The 21,858-nt window shown below is 43.5% G+C and carries 19 protein-coding genes and 1 riboswitch; of the genes, 9 read left to right on the top strand and 10 right to left on the bottom strand.

The features are described 5' to 3' along the window. Positions 1-109: 109 nt before the first annotated feature. The gene (locus AAFX28_RS19060; RefSeq protein ID WP_408689994.1) at positions 110-1,057 is read left to right on the top strand and encodes a chemotaxis protein CheV; all 948 of its coding nucleotides are present in this window, start codon (positions 110-112) and stop codon (positions 1,055-1,057) included. A gap of 293 nt (positions 1,058-1,350) precedes the next feature. Here AAFX28_RS19060 and AAFX28_RS19055 read toward each other — a convergent pair whose 3' ends face one another. From AAFX28_RS19055 to AAFX28_RS19040, 4 genes are all read right to left on the bottom strand, one after another. Continuing rightward, the gene (locus AAFX28_RS19055) at positions 1,351-4,422 is read right to left on the bottom strand and encodes an error-prone DNA polymerase (protein ID WP_408689992.1); all 3,072 of its coding nucleotides are present in this window, start codon (positions 4,420-4,422) and stop codon (positions 1,351-1,353) included. 13 nt (positions 4,423-4,435) lie between these two features. Beyond that, positions 4,436-5,836 (bottom strand): Y-family DNA polymerase, encoded by a 1,401-nt coding sequence (locus AAFX28_RS19050; RefSeq protein WP_408689991.1) that lies wholly within the window; start codon positions 5,834-5,836, stop codon positions 4,436-4,438. Between the two features lie 2 nt (positions 5,837-5,838). Beyond that, positions 5,839-6,516, bottom strand: coding sequence for a translesion DNA synthesis-associated protein ImuA (gene imuA / locus AAFX28_RS19045; protein WP_408689990.1), 678 nt, complete (start codon positions 6,514-6,516; stop codon positions 5,839-5,841). A 148-nt stretch (positions 6,517-6,664) separates the two neighbouring features. Next, a complete protein-coding gene (locus tag AAFX28_RS19040) occupies positions 6,665-7,408 on the bottom strand; it encodes a YciK family oxidoreductase (RefSeq protein WP_408689988.1) in 744 nt (247 codons plus the stop codon). Positions 7,409-7,497: 89 nt separating this feature from the next. On the opposite strand from AAFX28_RS19040, the gene sohB reads away from it, so the two are divergent. The 5 genes from sohB to AAFX28_RS19015 all read left to right on the top strand — a co-directional run bounded on the left by sohB (position 7,498) and on the right by AAFX28_RS19015 (position 11,531). Continuing rightward, positions 7,498-8,559, top strand: a complete 1,062-nt coding sequence (gene sohB, locus AAFX28_RS19035; RefSeq protein ID WP_408689986.1) for a protease SohB — start codon at positions 7,498-7,500, stop codon at positions 8,557-8,559. A 216-nt stretch (positions 8,560-8,775) separates the two neighbouring features. After that, complete coding sequence (locus AAFX28_RS19030) at positions 8,776-9,264, top strand: hypothetical protein (protein ID WP_408689985.1); 489 nt, start codon at positions 8,776-8,778, stop codon at positions 9,262-9,264. Between the two features lie 286 nt (positions 9,265-9,550). Further along, positions 9,551-9,820, top strand: coding sequence for a PTS sugar transporter subunit IIB (locus AAFX28_RS19025; protein WP_408689984.1), 270 nt, complete (start codon positions 9,551-9,553; stop codon positions 9,818-9,820). Between the two features lie 11 nt (positions 9,821-9,831). Continuing rightward, positions 9,832-11,088 (top strand): PTS ascorbate transporter subunit IIC, encoded by a 1,257-nt coding sequence (locus tag AAFX28_RS19020; RefSeq protein WP_408689982.1) that lies wholly within the window; start codon positions 9,832-9,834, stop codon positions 11,086-11,088. Next, on the top strand, positions 11,085-11,531 hold the full coding sequence (locus AAFX28_RS19015) for a PTS sugar transporter subunit IIA (protein ID WP_408689980.1): 447 nt from the start codon (positions 11,085-11,087) through the stop codon (positions 11,529-11,531). The genes AAFX28_RS19020 and AAFX28_RS19015 overlap by 4 nt, the downstream gene beginning before the upstream one ends. An 82-nt stretch (positions 11,532-11,613) precedes the next feature. Here the strand turns inward: AAFX28_RS19015 and AAFX28_RS19010 are convergent, their stop codons facing one another. Then, positions 11,614-12,516: a LysR family transcriptional regulator gene (locus tag AAFX28_RS19010; RefSeq protein ID WP_408689979.1), complete on the bottom strand. Its 903-nt coding sequence runs from the start codon at positions 12,514-12,516 to the stop codon at positions 11,614-11,616. Between the two features lie 141 nt (positions 12,517-12,657). On the opposite strand from AAFX28_RS19010, the gene AAFX28_RS19005 reads away from it, so the two are divergent. Next, on the top strand, positions 12,658-13,596 hold the full coding sequence (locus AAFX28_RS19005; protein ID WP_408689978.1) for an NAD(P)H-dependent oxidoreductase: 939 nt from the start codon (positions 12,658-12,660) through the stop codon (positions 13,594-13,596). Positions 13,597-13,656: 60 nt separating this feature from the next. Here the strand turns inward: AAFX28_RS19005 and AAFX28_RS19000 are convergent, their stop codons facing one another. Together AAFX28_RS19000 and rrtA are read right to left on the bottom strand one after the other, a co-directional pair. Further along, entirely contained in the window at positions 13,657-15,081 is a 1,425-nt protein-coding gene (locus tag AAFX28_RS19000; protein WP_408689976.1) for a DEAD/DEAH box helicase, read from the bottom strand. Between the two features lie 131 nt (positions 15,082-15,212). Next, positions 15,213-15,770 carry a rhombosortase gene (gene rrtA, locus AAFX28_RS18995; protein ID WP_408689975.1) on the bottom strand — a complete coding sequence of 186 codons (558 nt, stop codon included), beginning with the start codon at positions 15,768-15,770 and terminating at the stop codon, positions 15,213-15,215. Between the two features lie 3 nt (positions 15,771-15,773). Between rrtA and AAFX28_RS18990 the strand changes: the two genes are divergently transcribed. Next, positions 15,774-16,382 carry a tRNA-uridine aminocarboxypropyltransferase gene (locus AAFX28_RS18990; protein ID WP_408689974.1) on the top strand — a complete coding sequence of 203 codons (609 nt, stop codon included), beginning with the start codon at positions 15,774-15,776 and terminating at the stop codon, positions 16,380-16,382. Between the two features lie 90 nt (positions 16,383-16,472). Next, positions 16,473-16,572, top strand: a riboswitch (purine riboswitch). Positions 16,573-16,634: 62 nt separating this feature from the next. After that, positions 16,635-17,672 carry an adenosine deaminase gene (locus tag AAFX28_RS18985; RefSeq protein ID WP_408689973.1) on the top strand — a complete coding sequence of 346 codons (1,038 nt, stop codon included), beginning with the start codon at positions 16,635-16,637 and terminating at the stop codon, positions 17,670-17,672. A 53-nt stretch (positions 17,673-17,725) separates the two neighbouring features. On the opposite strand, the gene AAFX28_RS18980 is transcribed toward AAFX28_RS18985, so the two are convergent. The 3 genes from AAFX28_RS18980 to AAFX28_RS18970 all read right to left on the bottom strand — a co-directional run bounded on the left by AAFX28_RS18980 (position 17,726) and on the right by AAFX28_RS18970 (position 21,757). Next, the gene (locus tag AAFX28_RS18980; protein WP_408689971.1) at positions 17,726-19,042 is read right to left on the bottom strand and encodes an anti-phage deoxyguanosine triphosphatase; all 1,317 of its coding nucleotides are present in this window, start codon (positions 19,040-19,042) and stop codon (positions 17,726-17,728) included. A 106-nt stretch (positions 19,043-19,148) separates the two neighbouring features. Further along, positions 19,149-20,696, bottom strand: coding sequence for a DHA2 family efflux MFS transporter permease subunit (locus tag AAFX28_RS18975; RefSeq protein ID WP_408689970.1), 1,548 nt, complete (start codon positions 20,694-20,696; stop codon positions 19,149-19,151). Between the two features lie 2 nt (positions 20,697-20,698). After that, a complete protein-coding gene (locus AAFX28_RS18970; protein WP_408689969.1) occupies positions 20,699-21,757 on the bottom strand; it encodes an HlyD family secretion protein in 1,059 nt (352 codons plus the stop codon). Between the last annotated feature and the right edge of the window lie 101 nt (positions 21,758-21,858).

Below are 21,858 nucleotides of genomic sequence, written 5' to 3'. Positions count from 1 at the left end.
TGCTAAATGCGATATAAACCCATATAATCTTCAGTGATGTATGGGTTTATTTTTATCTTAGTCTTGCTATAGACTATTTTTACATTATCCACGTTAGGCGAGAAGTAGTATGTCTGGAGTTTTAAATACAGTTGATCAGCGAACAAACCTAGTAGGTGAAAACCGCTTGGAGCTGTTGCTATTCAGTTTGAACAGCAGCCAGATTTTTGCCATCAACGTGTTCAAAGTACGCGAAGTTATTAAAGTTCCGCCATTGACTAAAATGCCGGGATCTCACCACCATATAACGGGTGTTGCGTCTCTACGCGGTATTTCTGTACCGGTTATAGATCTTCGCGCTGCGATTGGTTTTCCGCCATCGCGTTTAGAGAATCAAGAAGAGAACCTCATCATTACTGAGTACAACCGAACCGTGCAAGGCTTTCTGGTTGGTCAGGTCCGTAATATCGTTAACACGGCTTGGACAGAGATTCAGCCGCCGCCGAAAACCGCTGGTCGAGCAAATTACCTAACTGCTATTACGCATGTTAAAGATGGTGAAAATCTTAATATTGTCGAAATTATCGACGTAGAAAAAGTTCTAGCGCAAATCATTGATTACGATATTTCTATCTCCGAAGGTGTGCTTGATCAAGACTTAGCGAATGAGATGGTAGGGCGTAATGTTCTGATCGTTGATGATTCGTCAACAGCTCGCTCTCAGGTGCGTGGTACGCTTTCCCAGCTAGGGTTAAACATTATCGAGTGTCGAGATGGTCTTGAAGCGTTGACTCTGCTTAAGTCATGGGCTGATGAAGGGAAGAATGTGGTTGATGACTTGCTATTGATGATCACTGACGCTGAAATGCCGGAAATGGACGGTTATAAGCTGACTCATGAGATTCGCACAGACCCTCGTATGAAAGATCTTTATATCACTTTAAACACTTCATTGAGTGGCAGCTTCAATGATGCCATGGTGAAGAAAGTAGGCTGTGACCGATTTATTTCTAAATTCCAACCAGATCTGTTGGTCGAGGTTGCTCAAGATAGACTCCGCCAAATATTGAATAAATAGAACGTCGTTTTATTTATAAAGCGTGACCGAGATTTCAGCGAATGCTATATTTAATAAGTTATTTTGTTAATCAAAATGATGTAACTATCAAATACAACTTTTCGTCAGACTCTTAAGGTAGTTCTTATCAATGATATGGTTTACTTCTAAGGTTGTTATGACCTTATGTATGTTGCTGTATAGGGAATATAAGAAAAGAAGTATGGATGCTGAAGACAAGTTTTAGTTTGTCAAAGTAACGCTAAAAAGAGGGAGCCTTGGCTCCCTTTTTTCTTTTCTAGCAGATAGAGATATTAGTGAAAATCTCGAGATTTACTATTAAGGCCCTGTAATGCATCCGTCATGTCAATTAAGCGTCCAGCGATGACGTGGTGAACTTCTCCTTCTTTTTCTAAGATCCCTTTCACTTGCAAAATCTTAGCGGTTAGATAAGCAGATTTTTGTGCTCTTGCTGTTGCTTTCCAGACTACGACATTAATGTTGCCAGTATCATCCTCTAGGGTGAAGAAGGTAACACCAGCAGCCGTACCAGGTGACTGTTTCCCTGTCACGATCCCTGTTACGGTGACTAACGATTGGTGTTCCTTATTTTTTAACTCTTGCATACGGGTAAACTGCCCAAGTATTCCGGATTCATCTAGGAGAGTGATCGGGTGTTTGGCAAGGGAAAGGCCAGTGGCAGCGTAGTCTTCTACCAAGGTTTGACTGTCTGTTGGATTGCCAACAAGCGGAGTTGTGTCGTCTTCCATATTATGAAAAAGAGGCAAATCTGAGAGTGAATCCATCATTGCCCATCGGGTTTGGTAACGGTTTTGACTTAAGGTATGCATTGCGTTGGCTGAGGCAAGTAACTCAACATCTCTGCGATTGAGGCCAATGTGCTTGATTTGACCGGTATGGGTAAAGCCAGTTTTGGCTCTTGCATGAACCAGCTGTTTGGCACTTTGTTGGCTGAAGCCTTTAATTTGCCTGAATCCAAGACGGATTGCCCACCTTCCTTGTTCTACGACCATCTGGTGGTCATAGAGAGAGGCGTTAACACAAATAGGCAATATACGCACATTGTGGCGACGAGCGTCTTGTACGAGCTGTGAGGCGCTGTAAAAGCCCATAGGTAGGCTGTTGAGTAAAGATGTATAGAAAGCTTCTGGATAATAGTGCTTTAACCAAGCAGAGCAGTAAGCAAGGACAGCAAAGGACGCTGAATGACTTTCAGGGAATCCATATTCGCCAAAGCCGAGGATTTGTTCAAAGATGCGTTCAGCAAATTCCAGCTCGTACCCTCGACTGAGCATTCCTTCAATCAGCTTGGTTTTAAACTTTACGAGATCGCCATTTTTCTTCCAAGCGGCCATTGCTCGTCTCAGTTGATCGGCTTCTCCACCACTAAAGCCAGCAGCAACCATAGCGATTTTAATCACTTGCTCTTGGAAAATAGGGACCCCTAACGTGCGCTGTAAGACACTGCGAACTTCTTCTGAAGGGTAATGGATTTGCTCTTCTCCATTTCTACGTTTTAGGAAGGGGTGAACCATATCACCTTGGATTGGTCCCGGCCTGACAATCGCGATTTGAATCACTAAGTCATAATAGGTCGCAGGTTTTAACCGTGGCAGCATACTCATTTGAGCACGTGATTCGATTTGGAAAACACCTATCGTGTCTGCTCGCTGAATCATTTGATACACATTGGCATCGTCTTGACGCCGAGTGATTTCTGCAATGGTAAGAGTTTGCTGGTGGTACTTTTCAACCAAGCTAAAACACTTTCTGATTGCTGTTAGCATACCAAGAGCAAGAACGTCCACCTTCAGCAGTTTGAGCGACTCCAAATCATCTTTATCCCATTGAATGACAGTACGATCTGTCATTGATGCGTTTTCAACAGGAACAAGCTCATACAATGGGCCTGCAGCGATAATAAATCCGCCAACATGCTGAGATAGATGACGTGGGAACCCTAAAATATCGTTAACTAAGCTGATAAATTGCTCGCCTTTCAGAGAATCGGGCTGTAGACCTAATTCAACGATCTGAGCTTGCCAGCCTTGAGCGCGGTCTCTGCGATTAACGTTCTTAATAAAGTAATCCAGCTGACTTTCTTCGATACCTAAAGCTTTGCCTACATCCCGTACCGCGCTTTTAAAACGGTAAGAGATGACAGTGGCAGCGAGAGCCGCTCTCTCACGACCATATTTTTGGTAGATGTATTGAATCACCTCTTCACGACGTTCGTGTTCGAAGTCGACATCAATATCTGGTGGCTCATCACGTTCTTTACTAATGAAGCGCTCAAATAAAACCGAGATTTGTCTTGGGTCGACGGAAGTGATTTCTAGACAGTAGCAGACAACAGAGTTCGCAGCTGAACCTCGCCCTTGATAAAGGATGTGATTGCGCTTAGCAAACATCACGATATCGTGGATGGTCAAAAAGTAAAAAGGGTAGTTGAGTTCGTCGATTAAACAGAGCTCTTTATCAATCGTTTGTTGAATGTCATCAGGCACACCTTCAGGAAAGCGCAGTGCTTTCCCTTTCTCGACAAGCTGCCTGAGGTAGCTCATTGGCGTATAGCCATCAGGGACGAGCTCACTTGGATACTCATACTGAAGGTCGCTTAAACTAAAATTGCAACGCTGGGCAATTGCGACGCTTTCGGCAAGCCATTCCGGTTTAAATAGCTTACTGAGTTTTTCTTGGCTACGCAGGCTTCTTTCTGTATTGGTCAGTAGCTGCTCGCCCAATTCACTAACACTGCAACCATGCTTTATTGCACTGAGTGTATGCTGCAGGGGCAAACGCGTGGCAGTGTGCATCAATACCCCTCCACAAGCGGTGATGGGTAAATGCATTTCGTCGGCCAGTTGCTGGCAGTAATCTAAAAATTGTTTATCGTCACAAGATAGGTGCCTTTGTATAGCAAGCCATAACCGGTGCTGGTGATGCTGAGCAAGCCATTGCCCCCACTTTTTGTCACTGGGCCTATGGCAAGGTAACCATAAAATTAAACAGTGGCGAATGGACATTAAATCCCACTCAGACAGCTGATATTGTCCTTTCTCTGAGCGTCTTCTAGCATTGGTAATGATGCGGCATAGCTCAGCATAAGCTTCACGATTTGGGCACAATAAAACCACTTGGCATTCATCATTGAGCCAAAACATACTGCCAATAATCAAGCTGATGTTGAGTTGGTGGCTTTTTATCGCACTATGCGCTCTTACTACACCAGCGACGGAGCACTCATCCGTAATGGCGAGTGAATGGTAGCGTAGAAAGTCTGCTTGCAAGATCAATTCTTCAGCGTGAGAAGCGCCGGTTAGAAATGAGAAATTGCTCTGACAAAAGAGCTCAGCATAACCCATAACATTACCTCAATTAACTAAATAGGCCGTGGGTGAACCACTGCATATCTTGGTTACGAAACACCCATAACCAACGACCTTTGTCACTACGGGCGACAAAGTAGTCTCGAGTCATGTCCTCACCATCCCACCACCCGGTAACAAAACGCTCAGGACCTTGGATTAATGACACCTTGTCAGACAGGGGCTCTGGGTTCTGAAGCATAAAATTTGGTCTTAACTTTTTACTGGCTACCTTATGAGGTATTGGCAGTGTTGGGTCACAGAGAAAGGTGGATTTTTCAGGGCGAGGGTCATGGCTATGTGCTGACTTGCGTACGCTTTCTTTTCCCAGCTTTGCTTGTAAAAGGCCGATCAATTCGAGTTCAGTCTGTTCCCCTTGAAAGCCTTTAAATAGATCTGCGCTGGTGGATTCAAGTTCGCCACTGCGTATAAGTCGCAGTGTTAACCCTTGAACTGGAGCTTCAAGTTGTAATGATTCCATGGTGAGTTTGCATAATGTCATCCAGCGAGCTGAGAGATAGTCGCCACTGGCCGAATAAAAAGACACAGTGCTGTCACCTTTATCACGTTGGTGCAAGACAAGTTCAAGCTCATACCCGACTTGATTTCGTAACGTTAAGAAGACTTCGAGCTTCTCAAGTAGCTTACTTAAAGGTCTTTCAAGCCATTGAACGTTTTCAATATCAAACAGTAACTCTTTATAGCTCTGGAATTGCTCTGGTGGATGATAAAAATCGATAGGGTGCTTAAATTGTCCCAATAGACGACCAATATAGTTGACCAAATCAATATCGAATCGGCGAGCAATCTCTTGCATTGGGATTTCGAGTAGATCGCGTAAAGTAGCGACTCCGACACGTTGCAATTTATCCACTTTCTTAGCATCTAGCTCAGTAGCCCAAAGCGGAAATGGCTTTAGTGCATCCATAATCACTGGTCTTTCGAGTGATAAAAGTCCGATATTAGCCTTGGATAGCAACATGGCCGAAAATGGTGAAAAGCCGGTAGAAAATTGATAGTGAACATCGAGCTGGTTTAAATGCTCAGATACCCTTTGCCAGTATGGTTCGAGTCCGCCATAGAGCGAAAGCATGTTGGTTACCTTGAGCAACACCCCTTGTGGTGGAAAGAGGCAAATATCAGAGGTCACCATGTATAGCCACTGAGCGATATTGAGTAGGGCTTGTTGTTCAATACTTTCATCATAAGGGTGTACTTGTAATTGATGACAAAGAGCACTGGCGCTACCAAGCCCCATCCCTAATTCAATACCTTGCTCCTGAGCAATGGCATTACGTTGCACGACTTTAAAACGTTTAGGTTCAACGATGGCTAAGGGGAGGGAGGTTTGCTCCGAAAATAGGCCATCTAATTGCAACGTTGGGAAATGAAGATACAGCCAACTTTGCATGATTATCCCTGTTGCCTCAGTGGGAATGGGACGACGACTGGCGCTTTTGGTTGTAGGGTCAAATTTGGCCATATTGATGCCATATCAATGACAAAACTCCCTTGTGGCCAACCGCCTTTACGTTTGGTAATAGTGACTTCAATACCCGATGGATGAGGTTCTAAAGTCATGCTCAAATTGACAGGTAAAGAAAAAACGCTTTTGTTTTCAGTCTTGAATAAAAAGTGGACGGCATTGCCACGTTCACTTGCGACTTGCAAGCGTCTAGCTTGGTGAACCTCTAGACTGGAGTGCCAAAGTAGGACATTGCTACAAGCACCGCTACGTAAGCATTGTTCAGCAGTCCATAGAGCCTCTTTTTCACTTCTTGGATAGACAAGCAATACTTTATTGTTATCGATTCCTTCATTACTTAACTGCTCCGCACAAAGGTAGCCAGGAGGCTGAATGAACACCGATAAGCGTTCTTGGCTTGTTCTTTTTAGGTGTGGTAGCAATAGGCGCAGCTCGCCAATACTTGAAGTCCCTTGGATCTCAACAACACCATGCTTAGGAAAACCGCCCTCTAACTTTTGATCGAGAAGATCAAAGCCGGTTGAGTGGTGATCAGAGTACTCTGGAGTTTGAATTCCAGACCAAAGCCATTGTTTCTGTTTAAGGTTTTCGATTAATTCATACATAATAATTTACCTGTATATTTATACAGTATAAATCATTAATGAATATCAGCAATAGGAAGAAAGTGTGAGTGAATAAAAAAACGCCTTGTGCTTTGAAAAAGAAAACACAAGGCGTTGAATTGTATTTAGAAAGTATTCGAGTTAATGATTACTTTTTTGGTTGTGCATCAATACACTCACCATTGACTGCTCGGCCTTCTGGAGCCATCAAGTATAGGTAAAGTGGCATGATATCCAGTGGTGTTTTTAGTAGATCAGCATCTTCTGCAGGGTAAGCTTTCGCACGCATTCCAGTACGTGTCGCACCTGGGTTAATGGCATTAACACGGATCGTCGTGTCGCTAAGCTCATCAGCAAGAATTTGCATCATACCTTCAGTGGCAAACTTGGACATTGCGTAAGTTCCCCAGAATGCACGACCACTGTGGCCAACTGTCGAAGAAGTGAAGATGATACGAGCATCTTCCGATTTATGCAGTAGTGGCAAAACGGCTTGGGTCATTAAAAACTGCGCCTTTACGTTGACTTGCATAATGTCATCAAACGTATCTTCACCAATTTGGTCGAATGGGCTGATAACCCCCAGTAGGCTTGCGTTATGTAGAACACCATCTAATTGGCCAAATTGACCTTCAATGGTATCGACCATATCCAGATAGTTTTGCTTGGTTGCGCCTTTCATATCAAGCGGAATAATCGCAGGCTGTGGGTAGCCTGCTGCTTCAATTTCGTCGTATGTTTGTTCCAGCTTTTTCACTGTACGACCAAGTAAAATCACGGTTGCGCCGTGCTGAGCATAAGAAAGAGCGGCTTGTTTACCAATACCCGCGCCCGCACCAGTAACCAGAATGACTTTACCTTTCAAGGCATCTGAAGAAACAGCATATTCCACGATGTGTGTCCTTATTGTAATGATTTACTTTATGATTCCGTAAGATGGTGGTTACAATACACCAATTCGCACATTAGAGGATAATCACATTGGAATTTTTGTTGGACTATGGGCTGTTTTTAGCCAAGATTGTGACTGTCGTAGTCGCAGTAGTTGCGATTTTAGTTATTGCTAAAGCGGCTGGCGGAAAAAGCGGTGCGGCGAAAGGTGAATTGGAAATTACTAACCTAACTGAACAACACAAACATACTGTTGAGCAGTTAGAGCACCATCTGCATGATGACGCATTTATCAAAGCTCGCGATAAAGCTGAGAAGAAGCAAGAGAAAGAGAAAAACAAAACTCGCGAGAAAGAGATCAAAAAAGCGTCTAAAGAGGGCGATCTTGATAGCAAGCGTGAACCACACCTGTTCGTTCTAGATTTCAAAGGCAGTATTGATGCTAAAGAAGTGGCTTCGCTTCGTGAAGAAGTCACTGCAATTCTAGCGGTTGCTCGTGAAGGTGATGAAGTGCTTCTACGTTTAGAGTCAGGCGGCGGCATGGTTCATGGCTATGGTCTTGCGTCTTCTCAACTTGATCGTATTAAGGCAGCCAAATTACCACTGACTATTTCAGTCGACAAAGTCGCCGCAAGTGGTGGCTATATGATGGCATGTATCGCAGATAAAATTGTATCAGCGCCATTTGCAATCGTAGGTTCAATTGGTGTGATTGCTCAATTGCCAAACTTCAATAAGGTTCTTAAGAAGTACGATATTGAATATGAGCAGCTGACAGCTGGTGAATACAAGCGCACATTAACCATGTTTGGTGAAAATACAGATAAAGCGCGTGAGAAGTTTAAGCAAGAGCTAGAAGAAACTCATGGCTTGTTTAAAGATTTCATCCGTGAGCGTCGCCCTGAGTTAGAGCTGGATAAAGTCGCGACTGGTGAGCACTGGTTCGGTACTCAAGCCCATGAACTAGGCTTAGTTGATGAGATCAAAACCTCAGATGACCTAGTTGTTGAAGCATGTAAAGATAAAACGGTATTGGCGATCCACTACGTTGAGAAAAAGAAACTGACCTCAAAGCTTGCTGGTTTAGCAGGTGAAGCGGCAGACAATGTGCTGATGAAGCTCATTGATCGCGGTCAGCGCCCAATTGTGTAAATGCACATAACCTGATGTAACGCCCACCATTTGGTGGGCGTTTTTGTATATAGGGATAAACGAAATAGAAGCTAATACTTCACGTATTTATAGGTTGTTATTAAGATTTGTTACAGAGAAACAAGTCATGAACCAGAATATTGTCATTTATAAAGAGCAAATGAGCGTATATACTTGCGATATGTCGGACAGCATAAGAAGTACCAGGTACACTGGATGTTAATTAAAAAACTCGAAGCCCCACATGATATGCAAATTGGTGCGAGGTTTGAGACTAAAAAGCACGGCTATGTGACAGTGATTGAATACTATAATACGCACACAGTGATCGTTGCTTTTGAAAATACTGGCAATATTCGTTCTATTACTGCGGCCAAATTACGTAGTGGTCAAGTTTCAGACCGATCGGTTCCACCTCAATCATCTATGGTAGGGGAGAAAGTTGAGTCTATTAAACACGGAATATTAACGATTATTCAGGTTGAATCAGAAAATATTGTTGTGTTAGAAAATGAAGCTGGCGAAGAAATTCGTATGCTACTTCCTGCGGTTCAGAAACTAAAAGATAAAGTGGAAGAACTTGAGAGTGATAAAAAAGAAACACTTGAACGACCAACTTCACTGAGTGCATTAACAAAAAGAAATAAGAAAACCAAAGACGTTAACAGTTTGCTTAAGAAAATGCTTACGGACTACGGTAAGTAAAATAAACTCTTCATACATGTACTGAACCATATTCATAATCCAAGATCACACTTTTCTTCTTTCTACCAAAAAACAAAAATCAATGCACAAAATTAGCACTACTCCTTAAGAGGTGTTAGTGACCGTTTGTGCATTCTCACTACCCATTATCGAGATCTAGGTCACAAGGTCATTTTGGTTTTGTGATGGTGATCTATTCTGTTTTTGCGTGATTTGGATATTATTCTCATCAACAAAGAGGCGGAAGTTAATAGCTCTCCTAATAAAACCCTACAGAGAAAATATTATGAAAAAAATTATGGTTGTGTGCGGAAACGGTCTTGGTACATCTCTAATGATGGAAATGGCAGTAAAAGAAGTAGCAGGAAAAATTGGTTTAGATGCTGAAGTTGATCATGAAGATTTGTCTTCTGCTGCATCAAGCTCAGCTGATATTTGGGTAGCAGCAACAGATGTTGCAAACCAGCTTTCAGAAGCAGGAAAAACAAATATTGTTAGCCTAGCAAATATTTTCGATAAAGCTTCGATTGAAGAGCAATTAAAAGCATTCATGTAAGGAAATAAAAGATGGCTAACTTCTTTGAATTTATGCTTGGCTTATTAAAAGAGCCAGCAATCATGGTTGGTTTAATTGCTTTTATTGGTTTGATTGCACAAAAAGCAGATATTTCAACGATCTTAAAAGGCACAATTAAAACCGTAATGGGTTTCCTAATTTTAGGTTTTGGTGCGGGTGCTCTAGTTGGTGCACTAAATAATTTCTCAACTGTATTTACAGAAGCATTTGGCGTAAGTGGTGTTATTCCAAATAACGAAGCGATTGTTGCTCTAGCACAAGAAGCGTTTGGTTATGAAATGGCACTTATTATGTTCTTTGCCTTCGTAGTTAATATTCTTTTAGCTCGTTTTACTCCGCTTAAGTATATTTTCTTAACGGGTCACCACACCATGTTTATGTCTATGTTGGTTGCGGTAATTCTGTCTACAGCAGGTATTACAGGTACAACATTAGTGGCAATGGGCTCGGTGATTGTTGGTTCGCTAATGGTAATCATGCCAGCACTAGCTCAGAAATATACTGAGAAAGTGATGGGTACTGATCAGCTAGCAATGGGTCACTTCTCGACATTCTCTTACCTAGTTGCAGGCTTTATTGGTAGCAAGTTTGGTGATACGTCGAAAACAACAGAAGACATTAATGTACCTAAGAGCTTAATGTTCCTACGTGATACGCCAGTAGCGGTTGCAACCACAATGGCAATCTTCTTCATGTTCGCTTCAATCTTTGCTGGTGGTGACTTCGTAGAAACTGTATCAGGTGGTCAAAACTGGGTTGTATTTACCTTTATGCAATCACTAACGTTTGCAGGTGGTGTATACATTGTTCTGCAAGGTGTGAAGATGCTAATCGCAGAAATCGTTCCAGCGTTTAAAGGTATTTCTGACAAGCTAGTACCAGGTGCGAAACCAGCTCTAGACTGTCCAATGGTATTCCCAGTTGCGCCAAACGCAGTATTAATCGGCTTCCTATCTTCTTTCGCTGCTGGCCTAGTTGCGATGGGTATTCAAGGTATGTTCGATTGGACGATTATCGTAGCGGGTGTAGTACCACACTTCTTCGTAGGTGGTGCAGCAGGTGTTTACGGTAACGCAACGGGTGGTCTACGTGGTGCAGTGCTAGGCGCATTTACTCAAGGTCTATGTATTTCGTTCCTACCAATGCTACTTCTTCCAGTTCTTGGTGGTCTGGGTCTTGAAGCAACAACGTTCGCTGACTTTGACTTTGGTGTAGTTGGTCTGATTCTAGGATGGTTAGTATCATGAGCATTATGAACCTTATTGGGGATAACATTGTTATCTCAAACGAGCAAAACTTAACGGTTGATGCTGCACTAGAAGTGACATGTTCAAAGCTTGTTGAGCAAGGTAAGGTCGATGCGACGTACCTAGAAGCTATCAAACAAAAGCATAAAGAAATCGGTGCATACTATGTGCTAGCACCTAAGATTGCTATGCCCCATGCTCGACCAGAAGATGGTGTTAATGAAGCGGCGCTACAAATCACAGTATTCAAGAATGGTGTAGATTTGGAATCAGAAGATAACGGTGATGTGTTCTTCTCTGTTACGTTGGCTGCACTAGATTCAGATAGCCATATTCAGACCATCGTTGCACTATCCGAATTGTTCCAGAATGATGACGATATTGAAGCAATTATTGCTGCAGATGATGAAGCAAGTATTGCAGAGATTCTGAAGAAATACTGATACCTCAATTCCCCCTTCTGAAAGTTGATAAGAATAAGCCCTCGCTAGTCACGAGGGCTTTTTTTATCTAACTATCAGATCATTAATCAATATTGAAATGTTCGATAAGGTAATCAATCAATACTCGAACTCGTTTTACTTTCTGACTGTTGCGACTGAAATAAACGTAAAGCCCTGGGTATGTTGGCCATTTGTCTTCTAATACAGGTAACAATGCTCCGCTTGTTAGCTCTTTAGTGAGTGAGGGCAGAACAAGGCGACCAATACCGAGCCCCTCTTTGGCGGCATCAATCATCAAGTCAGTATCATTAACGACTAGGCCATAAGGAATCTCAACCCGAGTCTGTTGGCCATCTTCGACTAAGTTTAGCTGGGCGTATTTATTGGAAGTAATAAAGCGGTATTGAATCAGTTTGTGCTTACTGAGATCTTCAAGGGATTTAGGAGTACCATAACGCTCTAAATATTCAGGTGAAGCAAATAACGCCTCTTGCATCGGTTCAGTCAGTTTTTTCGCTACCATGCCCTCTTCTAGAATACTGCCAAAGCGAATACCGAGATCGATTCCTTCTTTAACAATATCTAAAGATGCATCTGAGATAGATATTTCAAACTCGATTTGTGGGTATTGACGACAAAAATCGGCGAAGATGCGCTTAAAATAGGTGTTATAGACGAACTTTGGCAAAGTGATGCGGAGCTTTCCACTGGGTTCCTCAGTGAGTTCTTGAACACTTTCTAAAGCATAATTAAGAGACTCCATAGCCGCGACTGTGCGTTCGTGAAGTAACCGACCCGCTTCAGTTAACTCAATCTTACGGGTGGTTCTATTAAACAGAGTGAGTCCGATATTACTCTCTAGCAACTTAAGTGACTGACTCACTGACGGAGCCGCCATTTCTAGTTTTCTTGCCGCTCCACGAATACTGCCTTCCTGCACAATGGTCTGAAACACTTGTAACTGGCTATAGGTCGTTCCTTTCATACGTAACTTATCTACTGTTAGGTTTTACCTAATTAAAAATTAAAGTTTACTGTTCTACAAGTGATTAATGAACAGGATTAAAGTACTCCTATCCGATACGCAGTGTCGCGTTATCAAAAGAGTAATGAGTAGGAGCCAAACATGAGCAAAGTAGTGGTTATTTCAGGACATCCAAATTTAGAGTCTTCGTACACCAATAAAGTGATTCTGGAACAGCTAAAAGAGAAAATTGAGAGTATTGATATACGCCGCCTTGATGACATGTATCCTGACTATCAAATCGATGTTGAACAAGAGCAGAATGCGCTACTTGATGCGGACGTGGTTGTGCTTCAGTTTCCTTTCTATTGGTACTCAATGCCTGCCTTGCTGAAAAAGTGGGTTGATGATGTCATGGCGTTTAACTTTGCCTATGGACCTGAAGGCGACAAGCTAAAAGGTAAAGCATTGATAATCTCTACCACCATTGGTGGTCCAGCAGAATCCTATGATCCACTTGGTTATAACCATTTCACAATAGAGCAGCTGTTATACCCTATTCAGCAAACCGCTTACCTAGCAGGAATGAACTACCAAAAGCCAATTTACACGAATGGTATGGTCTACATTCCTGGCGTATATAACACTCAAGAGGGTGTTGAGGCCAAGGCCGTAGAGCACGCTGAACGTTTGAGTGTGCAAATTAATCACCTACTCGAATCGCCGCAGGTAAAAGTAACAGCATTGGTAAAACGTTGGTTTGAAAAAATGGATAAGCTTGAAGAAGATTCAGGTCAGTTCCATGCGATGCTACGTAATGATGTGGTGATCACGGCTCCGGAAGGGAAGTTTACAGGAATTGCAGGCTTTAACGATTGGTATGCAGTACTACGTGAGACTTTCAAACCTAACTGTGAGCATGTGTTAGAACAGATCGTAGTTCGTGAGCAAGAGGGTCAACAGGTGGCTGAGTTGAGAGTTCGTTTGATTGCAAACACGACCAAAGGAGAGTCAATTAATGTACTTGTGAACGAAGAGTGGGTGGTGGATATGAGTACAGAACAACCAAGAATTGTGACTTACAAAGTTGAGCCAGTGTAAAGCCATTGCTTCGTTTATAAAAAGGTAGAGCCCGTCAATTGAGGGCTCTACTTATAATTTCTATTGTGCCTTGCTCTGGCCTGTAGGCTTACGATTTGCTGGTTTTCGACGCTGTTGATTGTTTCCGCCTGCAGGTTTGCGTTTCGCTTGGCCGCCGTTACCACGGTTTTCACCATTTGGCTTGTTGTGGCCGAAGTGGCGTTTGTTTTTGCTGGCTGGTTTGTTGCCACGAGCATTATCACCAGAACGTTGACCATCAGCATGTTCAGCTTTTGGTTGTTTAGGTTTTTTAGGCTTCTTCGGTTTCTTTGGCTTAATTGGGCGAGTATCTAACTTAGATTCAGGCAGTTCGTTAACTGGTTTAAAGCCTTCAAGCTCAATACGTGGCAGCACTTGTTGAATTAGGCGTTCAATACCAAATAGCTCATTTGCTTCAGCAGCTTCAACTAATGAAATTGCTCTACCTACTTCACCTGCGCGGCCAGTACGGCCAATACGGTGAACATAATCTTCAGATACGTGTGGTAGTTCGTAGTTCACAACCTGAGGAAGTTGAGGGATATCGATACCACGCGCTGCGATGTCTGTCGCGACTAACACGCGAACATCACCCGATTTAAAATCTGCCAATGCACGAGTACGAGCACCTTGGCTCTTATTACCATGAATTGGGGCAGCGGTAATACCTTCTTTGTTTAAGAAGAAAGCCAAACGGTTTGCGCCATGCTTAGTACGACAGAACACAAGCGTCTGTTTCCAGTTACCATCTTTGATTAGTTTAACCAGCATTGGCGCTTTTTTACGCTTATCTGCAGGGTAAATGCTTTGTTCGATAGTAACGGCTGTAGAATTCTCTTTGTTTACTGAGACTTCAATAGGATCGTTTACTAGGCCTTTTGCCAGTTCACGGATCTCTGCTGAGAATGTTGCAGAGAACAGTAAGTTCTGACGTTTTGCTGGCAGAATGTTTAGGATCTTACGGATATCGCGAATGAAGCCCATATCTAGCATGCGATCGGCCTCATCTAGAACCAACACTTCAAGCTGATCAAACTTCACTGCATTTTGCTGGTAAAGGTCTAGTAGACGGCCTGGTGTAGCGACAAGTACGTCACAACCTTTACGTAGCTTAAGCATTTGTGGGTTAACTTTTACACCACCAAAAACAACTTGAGAAGTAAGACGCTGGTGACGGCTGTACTTAAAGACGTTTTCTTGCACTTGAGCTGCCAGCTCACGAGTTGGCGTTAAGATAAGTGCTCGAACGTGGTTGCCTTTGACGCGTTGGCCATTGTCAAGACGCTCTAAAATAGGGAGTGTAAAGCCTGCTGTTTTACCCGTACCAGTCTGCGCTGCCGCCATGACGTCCTTCCCTGAAAGTACCGCAGGAATCGCTTGTTCCTGAATCGGAGAAGGGGTGTCATAACCTTGTTCTTCAATTGCTTTGAGGATTGGTGCAGAAAGGCCTAAGGAGGTAAAACCCATAAATTGATCTCTGTAATATGTAAGCAGGATTCATCGCAGAGTTGTTCTGCGTGAAAAAGGGCGCCATTCTGCGCCCTTTATCGATGAACATCAACCTAATTATTGTCTAGCGGTTGGTATATTATTGATATCTATGCAGCTGATTTATTTCGGCTAGGGAAGAAGTGAGTGACAAGAGCGAGCGCAAAACCTGAAACCATGCCAAACAGGTGAGCTTCAACCGCAACTCGCGCGTTAATCAAGTCGCTGGTGGATTGCGAAGCGCCGACAGTCATCTCCCAAGTTACCTTCGCAATAACCCCTAAAACCAGTAGCCAACTACTTTTGCGTCCGTTTAAGCTCTCTTGCAGTACAAAGTAGGCGAATAAGCCGTGTAGTAGCCCTGAAAGTCCGACGTAACCATTCATGTCACTCAAGAAGTTAAGCAGCCCAACAGAGACCCCAATGGTAAGCAGCAAGGCTAGCAGTTCTTTCTTACTCGGTTTAAAGATGTAACTGATGATCCAAAGCCCCCCTAAATTCATTCCGAGGTGGGCAAAGTTGGTATGAGTAAAGTTTCCTGATAGGATGCGCCACCATTGGCCGTCTAAAATTAGGTAACGATGCCAATTGACCAGCGAAGCCATTGGCTCAAACTGCAAAGCTAAGCAGGTAATGCTGACTGCGATCAACAATAGAAATAAGCGCACACTATGTCCCGATACTGTTCTCAATGTGGAAAATCACTCAAAGCGTGTATTTGTGAGTGGATACAAAGCCTAACATCGAATGTAGAGCTGATCATCCTTCAACATCACAGCGAGACGAATCGCCCGATGGGGACAGCGCGAATTCTCAACCTATCGCTTGCCAACAGTCACTGTTTTGTTGGTGAAGACTTTACTGCCGCTGATAAGCTTAACCAGTTGCTTGATGATGATTCTTACCAACATTTCGTCCTCTACCCGGGAGAAGGTGCTCTCACTCATCATGAGGTAGCAAAACAAGTTGCCAATCAGCACAAGGTCCGTGTGATTTTGCTCGATGGGACGTGGAAGAAAGCGTACAAAATGTGGCAGTTATCGACTAACCTCCACCAGTTACCTCTAGTTCGCTTGCCTGATGATTTACAAGGTAACTACCGAATTAGAAAAGCTCCAAGCGACAACAGCCTCTCAACGGTAGAAGCGGGGTATCATATCTTGTCTCTACTTGAGTCAGAAAAAGACTTTATGCCGCTGATTGATGCTTTTAATCATATGATTGAGTTTCAAATCAAACAGATGCCGCCCGGTGTATTTGAGAAAAATTACCTTTCTTAAGCGTATTTTCTTCTACACTTATTTCTAAGCGCGATATTGTCATTAGACCTTTTGGTTGAATATAATGACGCGCAATCGTTTTACTTTATCCGTATAAGTTAAACGATACTTCGTATAATCCCACTGATAAGGTGTGGGAGTCTCTACCTGAAACCGATAATTTCAGATTACGAAGAGTTAAGTGCACAGCGCTTTTCTCTTTGTATGCTTGAAACTTTTCTAGAGAAAAGCGCTTGTTGGAACCCAGTCAAAATGAATGGAGACACAAGCGTGAATAATCAAACTGCTTTTATTGAACAACTGCCAAAAGTTGAGCTGCACCTACATATCGAAGGTTCCTTAGAGCCCGAGATGATGTTTGAGCTGGCAAAGCGCAACAACATCGAGCTGCCTTTTGCTACGCCAGAAGACGTTAAAGTTGCCTACCAATTTACCAACCTACAATCGTTCCTTGATATTTATTATCAAGGTGCCAATGTGCTTATCCATGAGCAGGACTTTTACGACCTAACATGGGCTTACTTGCTTCGCTGCCAGCAAGATAATGTTATTCATACAGAGATCTTCTTTGATCCGCAGACTCATACCAGTCGAGGGATCGCTTTTGATACTGTAATTAACGGCATACATCGAGCATTGAAAGATGGTGAAGAAAAGCTTGGCATTAGCAGTCAGATCATCATGTGTTTTTTGCGTCACCTCGATGAAGAGAGCGCTTTCGATACTCTGTTTGAAGCCTTGGCTCACAAAGATAAGATCGTCGGTATTGGTTTAGACTCTTCAGAGCTAGGACATCCGCCAGAGAAATTTGCACGTGTTTTTAGCAAAGCACTAGAAGAGGGGTTTCTAACGGTTGCTCATGCCGGGGAAGAAGGGCCGGCGAGTAATATCTATGACAGCTTGGAACTACTGAAAGTAAGCCGAATCGACCATGGTGTTCGTTGTTCCGATGATGAAAACTTGCTGCATGCATTGGCGAATAACAAGATGCCACTGACGGTCTGTCCGTTATCGAATACTAAATTGAAAGTGTTCGATAAAATGGAAGAGCACAACATTGTTGCTCTGCTTCGTCGTGGCCTTTGTGTGACAATCAATTCAGATGATCCGGCCTATTTTGGTGGTTACATGAATGCAAACTTCCAAGCCGTAGCAAAGAGTCATGAAGTGACGAACCAAGAGTTAGCAAGCTTTACCCGCAATGCGATTGCCGCTAGTTTTATCAACGATGATGAGAAAGCGAGGTTGCTAGGAAAGCTCAACCAATTTGTCAGTGAGTTTAATCACTAATTCTTGAGGAAAAGGTTAGAGTGGCGACGTTGTCACTCTAACCCTCGTTTGGATTAATGAGAAGAGAATAACTGTTGATGAAGTCTTTGAGCGTGCCCATCAGTCATTGAAGAGATGTAATCTGCAATGACACGATAGCCATCACTCTCATCTTTTCTATTTGCCCATTTCTGCTTGATATCAATCGGCAGTAGTCTTTCTGGATCGGCGTTAAGTGCTTCGAAAATATCCATAATGATTTGCTGACCTTTGTACTCCATCACTTGAACATGAGGGACTTGGATTACGTATTGGCTGACGAAACGTTTCAGGATCTCCAAAGCATTAGCCATTGAAGGTTCGAGCACGGCATTAAAGGCCAGCAATTGTGACTCAAATGGCGCATCGACTGGCTTAATTGAAATACTGGTCAGTAGAGCATTCACCATTCCACCAATCGCATCTTTACGCTGGTGGTGAGTTCCGGATAACAGCATCTCTGAAATTGAAGCGATGTGCTCCTCAAACCATGGGTCACCACATTCTGCGAGCTTACTTGCTGCGCCTTCAACCCACTGGTTACGATTAACCATCCCTAAAACCAAGGCATCTTCTAGGTCGTGAACGCCATAAGCGATATCGTCGGCAAGCTCCATAATGGAACAGTCGATAGACTTGTAGCGAGTCTTCTTATGCTCAGTTTCTGAGTATTGCTCATCGCGCATCTGGCTAAAAATAGACTTGTCGTTTTGACTCAGTGGTTCTAATACCCAGTCAAACAGGTCTGCATCACAGTCATAAAGCCCTTTAGCCGGTGACCAATCGCGCGCTCTGAGTTTGCGTTGATGGGAAACACATTCAGGCATAATGTCAGCGCGAGTTTGGCTGATGAGTGCTGGGTATTTGATAAGTCCTAACAAAGTACGACGCGCCAAATTCATACCAAACAGTTCAGTATAAGGCTCAAGTTTTGTGACGATACGAAACGTCTGTGCGTTACCCTCAAAACCACCATGCTCTCGCATCATATAGTTAAGAGCGACTTCACCACCGTGGCCGTAGGGTGGGTGGCCGATATCATGAGCTAAGCACAAGGAATCAATTAGGCTATCGCTTGGCAATAGATCGCGAAACTCAGGCTGCTTCTTCTTAATTTGAGCAACAATACCTGTACCTAGCTGAGCGGCCTCAAGAGAGTGAGTCAGACGGGTGCGGTGAAAATCATCAAAGCTGTTGCCGTGAACCTGTGTTTTAGCCTGCAGGCGTCTAAAAGCGGCAGAATGAAGAATACGTGCGCGATCGCGCTGATATGGACTGCGGTGGTCATCTCGGCGAATTTTGTGTTCGTCGTCGTGTCTTTCGAACCATAAGGAGCTGATTTTAAACGTCATAGGTGTACTCCCTTGTCTTTTTTCTTACCGTACACCTGTTACATGATAAATACAAAGAATTACACGTGAGAACAGTGAAATATCGCCGTTTCACGTGTATTTGCGGTTAATCCTTCATACTTAGAACCAATATCGCGGCTACGCCAAGAAAGAGCGTCATCATTAAAAAGACGTCGTTGTACGCCATGATAGCGGCGTCGCGCTGCATGGTGCCTAACAAACTAGCTTGAGCTTGCTGCATTGCCGTTGCAGTGTCACTACCAGATTGAATGAAGAAAGCTTGCTGTTGTTGCAGTGTATTCCAACCATCTATGCTGACCGCGCTTAATGACTCTTTAATATGGCCTAAGTGCTCACGTGTTTTGTTGTCCAACAAAGTTGCGATAATGGCAATGCTGAATGCGCCGCCCAAGTTACGCATGACGTTGGTCAAAGTCGAAGCGTCGGGTGTATCGGGTTTACTGATGTTCTTCATTGCTACCAAAGAGAGTGGCACCATAATAAACGGGCTACCAATAGCACGTAGCAACATCGATAAAATCAATTGTTGTCCGCCAAAATCGACGGTCATATGTGTGTTCACGTAACAACTCAGGCCAAACATTGCAAAGCCAAAGGTTACGAGATACTTAGGCTTAATGATTTGCGTGAGTTTAGGCACTAGAGGGAAGATGAGCAGCTGAGGAAAGCCCATCCACATAAGCACTTCGCCGATTTCCATCGCATTGTATTGTTGAATCTGAGTCAGATAGAGTGGCAACACATAGATGGAACCTAGCAATGCCATTCCTAAAATCAGGTAGGCGATACAAGACATCGCAAATTGACCATTCCGCAATAAACGCAGGTTAACCAGTGGCTTCTTATGCTGGAGTTCATTAATAATGAAATAGACCAAACTGACCGCTGAGATAATGCTGAGCGTAATGATGAAGCTAGAGCTAAACCACTCTTCACGGTTGCCTTCTTCCAAAACCACTTCCAGACAGCCAAGGCCGAGTGCCATGGTAGCAATTCCAAACCAGTCAGCTTTTTTCAGTGTTGCCAGTTCTAACGGCTCATCATCTAGACCGTAGCGAATCATCGCAATCAGCAACAGTGCTGGTGGAATGTTAATGTAGAAGATGTAGTGCCAAGATAAGTTCTCTGTTAGCCAACCACCAAAGGTCGGTCCGATAGAAGGAGCAAACGTGGCCGTTACACCAAACAATGCCATACCCACTGCACGCTTGTTTAATGGCAATAGCTGAACCACTAGTGAGAAAGCTAATGGAATTAAAGCGCCGCCGCTAAAGCCCTGCATCGCTCGAAACACGATCATAGAGGTCATGTTCCAAGAGAACGAACATAGCAATGAAGAAAGGGTAAAGATGGCCGTTGTCCACGTGAGATAACGTCGTTTACCAAGTGCTTTAGATAGCCAGCCACTCAGTGGAATCGCGATCATCTCTGCCACAAGATAAGAAGTCGAAATCCACGAGCTTTCATCAAGAGTCGCAGATAGGGCACCTTGAATGTCTTTTAGTGACGAGTTAGTGATCTGAATGTCTAAGATGGCCATAAAGGCACCAAGAAGACCACCAAAAAGCGCAATCCAGTGACGAACGGGAACTTCTTGTTCTTGATCGGCGTGATCAACGACAGCTTGGCTCATGATTAGCCTCGCGTATCAATGGTAGTGACAACAGATAAACCGGGTAGCAGGCGACCTTTAAGTTCTTTTTGATCTGGGATGACGATTTTGACCGGTACTCGCTGCACGATTTTAGTGAAGTTACCCGTCGCATTCTCAGGGGGTAGCAGTGCGAACTTAGCTCCTGTTGCTGGAGAGAAACTGTCTACGACACCTTCTAATGTTTGACCTGGGAAAGCATCTAATTCGACTTCTACTTTTTGCCCTTGATGAATGCCGCTTAGCTGAGTTTCTTTGAAGTTTGCTTCAATCCATACGGCATTATTTGGTACTAGGCTCATCAACGGTGTTCCCGCTTGTACTAGTAGGCCTTCACGTACGCTACGTTTACCAATAACCCCATCCGCAGGTGCGTAAATTTTGGTGTAGTTTAGGTTCAGTTCTGCTTGCTCAAGTTGGGCATTCGCTTCCGTCACTGACGCTTTAGCTTGTTCAACTTCGCTGGCGATGACTATTAGCTGATCATTGGCTGCTGCTAGGTTGGCTTTTGCTTGCTCTAATTGTGCCTGAGTCACTTTTTGTTGAGCGAGCATGCTATCGACTTCATCTTGAGAAGCATAGTTACGTTTCAATAGACTACGAGAACGAGCAACTTGCTGAATAGCACGATCGTATTCTGCCTGCGCGGAATCAACTTGGCTTTCAGCTTGGTTAATTTGGCTACGTTGTAAGGTCTGTTGAGCATATAGATTATTAACGCTCGATTGAGCCACTTCTAAATGAGCCTTCGCTTGGTCGAGTGTGGCTTGGTAATCACGATCATCGATTTGTGCCAGAATATCGCCCTGTTTGACCACTTGGTTATCCGTTACGTACGATTTAACAATGTAACCGGATACTTTTGGACTGATCGTAGTGATGTCACCTTGAAGGTAAGCATTGTCAGTCGATTCAAAGTATTGGCCGTAGCCAAACCAATAGCCGCCACCTAGTAACCCAAGTGACAGCATGATGACTGTCGCGATAAGTGGGGCTTTGTTGCGTTGTTTTTTCTTGGTTGGCATGTCGTGTGTTTCAGTCATTGACGCATTCTCGAACTCGGTTGAATGTAACGAATTGTAAATGATTGGCATTGGTTGATAAGATAGGAAAAACTGAAAACACTGTTGCAGAAATTGTACTA

Source organism: Vibrio sp. TBV020 (genome assembly GCF_046056895.1).
Taxonomy (GTDB): Bacteria; Pseudomonadota; Gammaproteobacteria; order Enterobacterales; family Vibrionaceae; genus Vibrio.
Note: the sequence above shows the minus strand (reverse complement) of the source record. Positions and strands in the feature narration are given on the sequence as shown.

Excerpts from the sequence above, each read along its gene's own strand:
- AAFX28_RS19000 (WP_408689976.1), bottom strand. The coding sequence starts at position 15,081 with ATGGGTTTTACCTCCTTAGGCCTTTCTGCACCAATCCTCAAAGCAATT.
- AAFX28_RS19010 (WP_408689979.1), bottom strand. The coding sequence starts at position 12,516 with ATGAAAGGAACGACCTATAGCCAGTTACAAGTGTTTCAGACCATTGTG.
- imuA (WP_408689990.1), bottom strand. The coding sequence starts at position 6,516 with ATGTATGAATTAATCGAAAACCTTAAACAGAAACAATGGCTTTGGTCT.
- AAFX28_RS19020 (WP_408689982.1), top strand. The coding sequence starts at position 9,832 with ATGGCTAACTTCTTTGAATTTATGCTTGGCTTATTAAAAGAGCCAGCA.
- AAFX28_RS19050 (WP_408689991.1), bottom strand. The coding sequence starts at position 5,836 with ATGCAAAGTTGGCTGTATCTTCATTTCCCAACGTTGCAATTAGATGGC.
- AAFX28_RS18975 (WP_408689970.1), bottom strand. The coding sequence starts at position 20,696 with ATGAGCCAAGCTGTCGTTGATCACGCCGATCAAGAACAAGAAGTTCCC.
- AAFX28_RS18970 (WP_408689969.1), bottom strand. The coding sequence starts at position 21,757 with ATGACTGAAACACACGACATGCCAACCAAGAAAAAACAACGCAACAAA.
- AAFX28_RS19060 (WP_408689994.1), top strand. The coding sequence starts at position 110 with ATGTCTGGAGTTTTAAATACAGTTGATCAGCGAACAAACCTAGTAGGT.
- AAFX28_RS19015 (WP_408689980.1), top strand. The coding sequence starts at position 11,085 with ATGAGCATTATGAACCTTATTGGGGATAACATTGTTATCTCAAACGAG.
- AAFX28_RS19055 (WP_408689992.1), bottom strand. The coding sequence starts at position 4,422 with ATGGGTTATGCTGAGCTCTTTTGTCAGAGCAATTTCTCATTTCTAACC.
- AAFX28_RS18980 (WP_408689971.1), bottom strand. The coding sequence starts at position 19,042 with ATGACGTTTAAAATCAGCTCCTTATGGTTCGAAAGACACGACGACGAA.
- AAFX28_RS18985 (WP_408689973.1), top strand. The coding sequence starts at position 16,635 with ATGAATGGAGACACAAGCGTGAATAATCAAACTGCTTTTATTGAACAA.
- AAFX28_RS18990 (WP_408689974.1), top strand. The coding sequence starts at position 15,774 with ATGTCCCGATACTGTTCTCAATGTGGAAAATCACTCAAAGCGTGTATT.
- AAFX28_RS19025 (WP_408689984.1), top strand. The coding sequence starts at position 9,551 with ATGAAAAAAATTATGGTTGTGTGCGGAAACGGTCTTGGTACATCTCTA.
- AAFX28_RS19005 (WP_408689978.1), top strand. The coding sequence starts at position 12,658 with ATGAGCAAAGTAGTGGTTATTTCAGGACATCCAAATTTAGAGTCTTCG.
- AAFX28_RS19030 (WP_408689985.1), top strand. The coding sequence starts at position 8,776 with ATGTTAATTAAAAAACTCGAAGCCCCACATGATATGCAAATTGGTGCG.